Annotated in this window: 7 protein-coding genes; all 7 read right to left on the reverse strand. The window is 70.8% G+C overall.

Annotated elements, in window-relative coordinates:
• On the reverse strand, positions 1 to 634 hold a 634-nt coding region (locus tag KBY19_RS35095), incomplete at its 3' end, for a Ca2+-dependent phosphoinositide-specific phospholipase C (protein WP_307843703.1).
• A gap of 414 nt (positions 635 to 1,048) precedes the next feature.
• Complete coding sequence (locus KBY19_RS35100; RefSeq protein ID WP_099878884.1) at positions 1,049 to 3,865, reverse strand: RNA helicase; 2,817 nt, start codon at positions 3,863 to 3,865, stop codon at positions 1,049 to 1,051.
• 122 nt (positions 3,866 to 3,987) lie between these two features.
• The gene (gene tatC / locus KBY19_RS35105) at positions 3,988 to 4,965 is read right to left on the reverse strand and encodes a twin-arginine translocase subunit TatC (RefSeq protein ID WP_099878886.1); all 978 of its coding nucleotides are present in this window, start codon (positions 4,963 to 4,965) and stop codon (positions 3,988 to 3,990) included.
• 102 nt (positions 4,966 to 5,067) lie between these two features.
• Positions 5,068 to 5,352 carry a Sec-independent protein translocase subunit TatA gene (gene tatA / locus KBY19_RS35110; protein WP_099878888.1) on the reverse strand — a complete coding sequence of 95 codons (285 nt, stop codon included), beginning with the start codon at positions 5,350 to 5,352 and terminating at the stop codon, positions 5,068 to 5,070.
• Between the two features lie 219 nt (positions 5,353 to 5,571).
• Positions 5,572 to 5,802 carry a hypothetical protein gene (locus KBY19_RS35115; protein ID WP_099878890.1) on the reverse strand — a complete coding sequence of 77 codons (231 nt, stop codon included), beginning with the start codon at positions 5,800 to 5,802 and terminating at the stop codon, positions 5,572 to 5,574.
• Positions 5,803 to 5,965: 163 nt separating this feature from the next.
• Positions 5,966 to 6,928 carry a YafY family protein gene (locus KBY19_RS35120; RefSeq protein WP_099878892.1) on the reverse strand — a complete coding sequence of 321 codons (963 nt, stop codon included), beginning with the start codon at positions 6,926 to 6,928 and terminating at the stop codon, positions 5,966 to 5,968.
• A gap of 14 nt (positions 6,929 to 6,942) precedes the next feature.
• Positions 6,943 to 7,591, reverse strand: a 649-nt coding sequence (locus KBY19_RS35125) for a YafY family protein (RefSeq protein ID WP_247691732.1), incomplete at its 5' end; no start/stop codon positions are given.

Raw genomic sequence — 7,591 nt, forward strand, 5'->3', positions numbered from 1 at the left:
GCGTGACGGTCTCCTCGTCGGGGAAGACGGACCGGATCTCCCTGTCCAGCGCGTCCAGCATCGCCGTGTCCCACGGCGGGCTCTTGGCGCCGCCCTGCTCCTCCAGCCGGGGGTCGGTCTGCTTCAGCTCCAGCAGGATCGGTACGGCCACATGGCCGGGCCGGCTGTCGGACCACTTCTTGACCTGGCGCAGACAGCCGCGCAGGGTCGCACAGGTGGAGCGGTAGTCGAAGTCCGCCCAGTGCAGCACCTTGAAGCCGGGCTTGTGCAGCTCCGGGTCGTCGAGCGGGGGCAGCCCGGCACGCTTGCGCAGCAGCGGGTCGGCGTACAGGCCGCCTTCGGGGTCGGGGAAGACGTCCAGTTCGATGCCCCGAGCGCGTTGGCGTTCGAACTGGACGGGGAGCGTGGAGTGGCTGTAGAGCAGCGTCTGCCAGTTGGGGTCGTACTGGGACATCAGGTTCTGCTCGGCGTGCGAGGTGGTCTCGCGGTGGTAGCTGTTGTGCGTGGCCATCGCCTGGAGCTGGGTCAGCCGCAGGTCCCCCGCCGGGTCGCGGTGCCCGCGCCCGGCCCCGGTGTCCGGCTGGGCGGTGGCCGCCGTGGACGAGAGCGCCGCGACCGCGGCGAAAGCGGTCACGGCGCAGGCCCAACGGCGGATCCAGGACCCGGCTCTGCCGGTACTGCTCGTACGCACTTGGCCCCCCTGTCGGGTTCGGGATGCGCGCGGGTCGCGCGCCGGAAGGACACTGCCGGGCCCGTACTGCGCCCCGGTGCCCGGCAGTTGACGCGGGCTTGAACATCCCGCCCGGCGCGGCGACCGTCAATACCGCCTCGGGCCCCGGCCGTGCACGCACCGCGGCGAAGACCTCGGTGTGCAGCGTGTCGGTCGGTCAGCACAAGGCTGCCGCTCGGTCCGGAAGAGGCCCCGTTCGGCGACAGGACGACAGGACGACAGGAGGACAGGAGGACAGGAGGACAGGAGGACAGGAGGACAGCAAGAACCCTCGCGGACACCGCTGTCCGCGAGGGTCGGAGCCGGGCGCCTGCGTTCTCAGCCCACGCTGGAGTACGCCACCACGCCCCGCAGCATCCCGTCGATCGCCCTGCGGGCGTTCCTGGGCACCGTGCCGGCCTCCGGGGCCGCGGCGGCCAGCTGACCGAGGACGTCGATGACCTGCTTGCACCAGCGCACGAAGTCACCGGCGGGCATCTCGGCCTCGCGCAGCACCTCGTCGAGACCCTGGCCGTCCGCCCAGCGATAGGCGGCCCAGGCGAAGCCCAGGTCGGGCTCGCGCTGGCCGACACCCTCGGTGGCGGTGATGCGGTGTTCCTCCTCGAGCGCGTCCAACCGCCCCCAGATCCGCACCATCTCGCCGAGTGCCGCCCGCGCCCGGCCGCCGGGCAGCTTGGGCGGCAGCGCGTCGTCGTTGCTGCGGGCCTCGAAGACCAGAGCGGAGACACAAGCGGCCAGCTCAGCGGGCGGCAGCCCCTCCCACACACCCTCGCGCAGACACTCCGAAGCGAGCAGATCCAGCTCGCCGTAGAGCCTGGCCAGCACCCGCCCGTCCTCGGTGACGTGGTCGCCCGAGAGATAGCCGAGCTCCGACAAGAGCGCGTACACCCGGTCGAAGGTGCGGGCGATCGTGTTCGTCCGGCCCTCGATACGCCGCTCCAGCTGGCGGGTGTCGCGCTTGAGCCGGTGATAGCGCTCGGCCCAGCGGGCGTGGTCCTCACGCTCGTCGCAGCCGTGGCAGGGGTGCTGGCGGATGGCCTTGCGCAGCCGCTCGATCTCGGGGTCGTCCGCGGCGGCCGACCGCTGCTTGCGGTGCCGCTCGGGCACGTAGTGGCCCGCCTTGCTGCGCAGCGCGGAGGCCAGATCCCGCCGCGACTGGGGGCTGCGCGCGTTGAACGACTTGGGAATGCGCATCCGCTCCAGCGGCTCGACCGGCACCGGGAAGTCGATCGCGCCCAGCCGCTTGACCTGCCGCTGCGCCGTCAGCACCAGCGGTCGCGGGCCCTCGTTCCCCGCCGTCCCGTCGTATCCCCTGCGCGGCCCGGCGCCGCGTCCGCCGCTGACGCCCGGGTCCAGCACCAGTGCCAGACCCGCGTACTTGCCGGTGGGCACATGGATGACATCGCCGGGCTTGAGCTTCTCCAGCGCCGCGGCTGCCTGCGCCCGGCGCTGGTTGGCGCCCTGCTTGGCCAGCTCCGTCTCGCGGTCCTTGAGCTCCCTGCGCAGCCGCGCGTACTCCTCGAAGTCACCCAGATGGCAGGTCATGGAGGCGTGGTAGCCCGCCATGCCCTCCTCGTTCTTCTGCACCTGCCGGGAGATGCCGACCACCGAGCGGTCCGCCTGGAACTGCGCGAACGACGTCTCCAGCAGCTCGCGCGAGCGGTGCCTGCCGAACTGCGAGACGAGGTTCACCGCCATGTTGTAGGACGGTTTGAACGACGACCGCAGCGGATACGTACGCGCACCGGCGAGCCCGGCGAGTGCGCCCGGGTCCATACCGCGCTGCCACAGCACGACGGCATGGCCCTCGATGTCGATACCGCGCCGCCCCGCACGCCCGGTCAGCTGCGTGAACTCACCCGGGGTGATGTCGGCGTGCTGCTCGCCGTTCCACTTGACCAGCTTCTCCAGCACCACGGAACGGGCCGGCATGTTGATGCCCAGGGCCAGCGTCTCGGTGGCGAAGACGGCCTTGACCAGACCGCGCACGAACAGCTCCTCGACCACCTCCTTGAAGGTGGGCAGCATGCCCGCGTGGTGTGCGGCGATGCCCCGCTCCAGCCCCTCCAGCCACTCGAAGTAGCCCAGGACGTGCAGGTCCTTGTCGGGGATGTCCGCGGTGCGCTCCTCGACGATCTCCCGGACCCGGGCACGGGCGGCGTTGTCGTTGAGCCGCAGGCCGGAGTGGAGGCACTGCTGGACGGCGGCCTCGCAGCCCGCGCGGCTGAAGATGAAGGTGATGGCCGGGAGCAGCCCCTCCGAGTCCAGCCGGTCGATCACCTCGGGCCGGCTGGGCGTCCAGATCCGGGCACGCTGGCGGCGCTCCCGCTCGCGGTCGGCCTCCCGCTGGGGGCGGCCCCGGCGCCGGTCGCGCCCGTTGCCGACCCGGCTGTTCTCCATCCGGGCCATCCGCACCAGGTCGGGGTTGACCTCCCGCTTGTCGCCGGACTCCTCGAACAGGTCGTACATCCGGCGGCCGGCCAGCACGTGCTGCCACAGCGGCACCGGGCGGTCCTCGGAGACGATCACCTGGGTGTCGCCGCGCACCGTGTCCAGCCAGTCACCGAACTCCTCCGCGTTGGAGACGGTGGCCGACAGCGAGACGATGGTGACCGACTCGGGAAGGTGGATGATCACCTCTTCCCAGACGGCGCCCCGGAAGCGGTCCGAGAGGTAGTGGACCTCGTCCATGACGACATATCCCAGGCCGAGCAGGGACTTCGACCCGGCGTAGAGCATGTTCCGCAGCACCTCGGTCGTCATCACGACGATGGGTGCCTCGGAGTTCACGCTGTTGTCGCCGGTCAGCAGTCCGACCTTGGCCGCCCCGTACCGCTTGACGAGATCGCTGAACTTCTGGTTGGACAGCGCCTTGATCGGGGTCGTGTAGAAGCATTTGCGGCCCTGGGTGAGGGCCAGGTGGACGGCGAACTCGCCCACGATGGTCTTGCCGGAGCCGGTCGGCGCCGCGACCAGCACACCCTTTCCTGCTTCGAGGGCTTGGCACGCCTCGATCTGGAAGGGGTCCAGATCGAAGTCGTACAGGTCACGGAAGGGCGCGAGAGCGGTGGCCTGGTCGGCGGCACGCTTACGCGCCGCCGCATACCGCTCCGCGGGGGACAGATCCTCGGTCATCGTGTCTACGAGCCTACCGGCCGCCTCTGACACTCTCACGATCTTTACCGGCCCATGGAGCGGATCCCCGGGTCGGGCCGGGGCCGAGCGGCCGGTGCGGACCGGACGTGGCAGGGGGCCGCTCAGGTGGCGTCGTCGTAGCCGCCCGGCCGCGGCCGGCCGCTCTCACCGCTGCCGTTCTGCGAGCCGCCCTCGCCGCCCGGGCGCGGGCCGGGCAGGGAGTCGCCGGCGCCGATGGCCTCCGGTGTGTGGTCGAGCGGGGACGCCTCGTCGTCGTCCAGCCCGGCGTAGGGGTTGTCGCGGCTGCGGCGGCGGTCGTTGAACAGGGCGATGCCGACGGCGGCGAAGTACAGCAGCACGATCGGCGCCGCCAGCGCGATCATCGTCAGCGGATCGCCGGTGGGCGTGGCGACGGCGGCGAAGACGGTGATGCCGATGACCATCCCCCGCCACCAGCCCAGCAGCCGCTTGCCGGTCAGCACCCCGCCGATGTTGAGCAGGACCAGCAGCAGCGGCAGCTCGAAGGCGAGGCCGAAGACGATGACCAGCCGGGTGACGATGTCGAGGAAGTCGTCCAGCGGGATGAGGTTGCCCGCTCCGTCCGGGCTGAAGTCCAGCAGCGTCCTGGCGGCCTTCGGCAGGATCAGATAGGCCAGGTAGGCGCCGCCGAGGAACAGCGGCACGCCGGCGGCGACGAAGGAGCGCGCGTACCGCTTCTCGTGCTTGTGCAGACCGGGTGCGAGGAAACCCCACAGCTGGTAGAGCCAGACCGGGGAGGCGATGACGACGCCGGTGGTCAGCGCCACCTTCAGCATGATCGTGAACGGGGCGATCAGCCCGTTGATGGTGATCTCGGCGCAGGTCTCGCCCTCGTCGGCGGCCTCGCCGAAGCCCTTGGTGCAGCCGACCGACTCCCGCACCGGGTGCATGAGGAAATCGGCGATCTGCTTGTAGTAGATCATCGCCACGATGGTGACGACGAGGATCGCCAGCACCGACTTCATCAAGCGGTTGCGCAACTCCCGCAGGTGGTCCGCGAGAGGCATCCGCCCCTCGGGGTCCTTCTCCTGTTTACCCTGGTTCCGGGCGGACTTGAGCAACCCTCGTCCTCAGTCTCGAAGTGTCGGATACGGCTGGCTCCGCCACTCCGCAGCCGGGGCCGCGGAGCGGACGGCGGCACGGTCGGCGATGCGGCCGTCCGCTCAGCTCTGCTTCGGCTGGTCCGCCGGCTCGGTGACGGGGCGCGAGGTCGCGACGTCGCCGGGGGCGGCCTGGATCGTCCGCGGCGCCGACTGCTGCGCCTCACCGGACTTGTCCGCCTCGGTGTCGGAGGAGCCTTCCTTCTTCATCTGCTTGGCTTCGCTCTTGAGGATGCGGGCCGACTTGCCGAGCGAACGGGCCATGTCCGGGAGCTTCTTGGCGCCGAACAGCAGCAGGATGACAAGGAGAATCAGAACGATCTCCATGGGCTTCAAACCTGCGATCATGTGCCACTACCTTCTCGCCGGGGCGGCGTGTTTCTGTGCCTGCCGGATGAATCGGACTGGCTGCATCGTGCTGACGTGCCGACATCGATCGTAACCCTGTGGAGTGAACACCAGGCAATCCCCGTGCATCCGCCCGATTGCGTGCTCCGGCGCCCGCCGACGCGGCATCTGGCAGCCTACCGCTCCAGGATCAGAAGCTGGAGACCGGCCTTACGTCGGTTATGTCTCGTTCGGTCCTTGCGTTTCACCCGAACCCGCTCCCCGGCCGGTCCGCGCCGCCAGCGGGACCGTGGCCCGCTCCAGATTCTCCGCCGCCCGTGTGATCCGCTCGGAGCTGTCACCGACCGCCCGGGAGAAGCGCTGCACCTCCAGCCCCACCCGTACGGCGAGCACTCCGAGCACGGCGATCCCGCAGAAGGCGAGCGCTAGAAAGAACATCGGCCAGAGCATGGAAGGCAGCCTAGTGCCGCTCCGGTTCCTGCGGCGGCCATGGGGGTGCCCCAGTCCGCCGTCCGCCGTCCGCCGTCCGCCGACTGCCGATGCCTTATGGCTTGTGGCTTGTGGCTTGTGGCTTGTGGCGCAGTTCCCCCCCGCCCCTGACAGGGCGCGTCTTCTACACGCCGTAGGCCGCAAGAGCCTTTCGCGCCGCATCCCGTGCGCTCTCCGCCAGCTCCTTGGGCGCCGTGATACGGCCGTCCGGACCCAGCCGGAGCGCCAGCCGGCGCAGCGAGGCGGGGTCCGGAGTACGCAGGGTGATCCGCAGGCCACCGTCGGGCAGCTCCTCCGCGCTGTCGTGCGGGTAGTACTCGGCGACCCAGCGCCCGCCGGGGCCGACCTCCACCACGACCTCTGGATCGGTGGCCGCCGGCTGCACCAGCCCGGCACTCAGGTCCCGCGGCTCTATGGGCGGCGGGTCGGAGCGCTCGTCCAGCAGCTTGATCTCGGCGACCCGGTCCAGCCGGAAGGTGCGCCGCGCCTCCGAGAGCCGGCACCAGGCCTCCATATAGGTGTGGCCGACGGCGAACAGCCGGATCGGGTCCACCTCGCGTTCGGTCAGCTCGTCCCGGGCGGGCGAGTAGTAGCGGATCCACAGTCGGCGCCGCTCGACGATGGCCCGGTCGACATCGGCGAAGACGCCGCCCTCGGACTCGAAGGTGACCGACAGCCGCGAGCTGGCGCCCGCGCTCTCGCCGGCCGCCGTCTCCAGCTTGGCCACAGCCCGCTGCAGCGCGTCCCGGTCGCTCTCCCGCAGCCCTGGCAGGGTCGCCACAGCGCGGGCCGCGACCAGCAGCGCCGTCGCCTCGTCGGCGGCCAGCCGCAGCGGCTGCGCCGTGTCGGAACCCAGCGCCTCGGAGTTGCGCCACCAGATGCGCTCGCCGTCGGTGTCGATCTCCAGCAGATCGCCGCCCCGGAAGCTGGTGCCGCACATCGGCAACACGTTCAGGTCGGAGATCAGCTCGTCGTCGGAGATCCCGAAAGCGCGCGCGACCTCCTCGACCCGGGCACCGGGCCGGTCCTTGAGATAGGTGACCAGCGAGAGCATCCTGCGGGTCTGATCGATGGCATTGACCGCCATGTGCCGCTCCTCCCTCAGCCCTGTGCCACGGCACGCAGCCGCTCGATGACGTCCGCGCGCAGTTCGGCGGGCTCCAGCACGACGACGTCCGGGCCGAACTCCACCAGCCACGCGTCCAGGCCGTGCCCGTACGGGATCTCCAACTCTTCCCACCCGTCACCCAGTTCCCAGGTCCGCAGCGCCCGGGCCCGCAGCGGATAGCCCGAGCCCGACCGCAGCCTGATCCGCGCGGTGCTGGTGGCGCCCTCGCCCGCCCAGCGCTCCACGGTCTCGCGCACCGTCACCTGATCGGGTACCGGCACGGTGAAGGCGGCGGCGCGGGAGCGGACGGGGCCGGTGATCCGCGAGAGCCGGAAGACCCGCTCGGCCTGCCGCTCCCGGTCCCAGCCCGCCAGGTACCAGTGCCCGCGCCAGCACTCCAGCGTCCACGGCTCGACCTGACGCTTCTCGGAGCGGGCCGCGTTGGACTTGCGGTAGTCGAAGACGACGGGCCGGCGGTCGCGGCAGGCCAGCATCAGCGGCTCGAAAGCCGCCTCGCGTGCCGGAATGTGCGGCTCCAGGGTGCTCAGCTGGCGCTCCCCGCCCTGTTCCGGAATGCTGCCGGGCGGCATACCGCCGGCAGCATTCCGTAACTGGGGGGGGAGCGCCAGCTGAGCACCCTGG

The sequence above is a fragment of the Streptomyces sp. B15 genome (assembly GCF_018070605.1).
GTDB lineage: Bacteria > Actinomycetota > Actinomycetes > Streptomycetales > Streptomycetaceae > Streptomyces > Streptomyces smyrnaeus.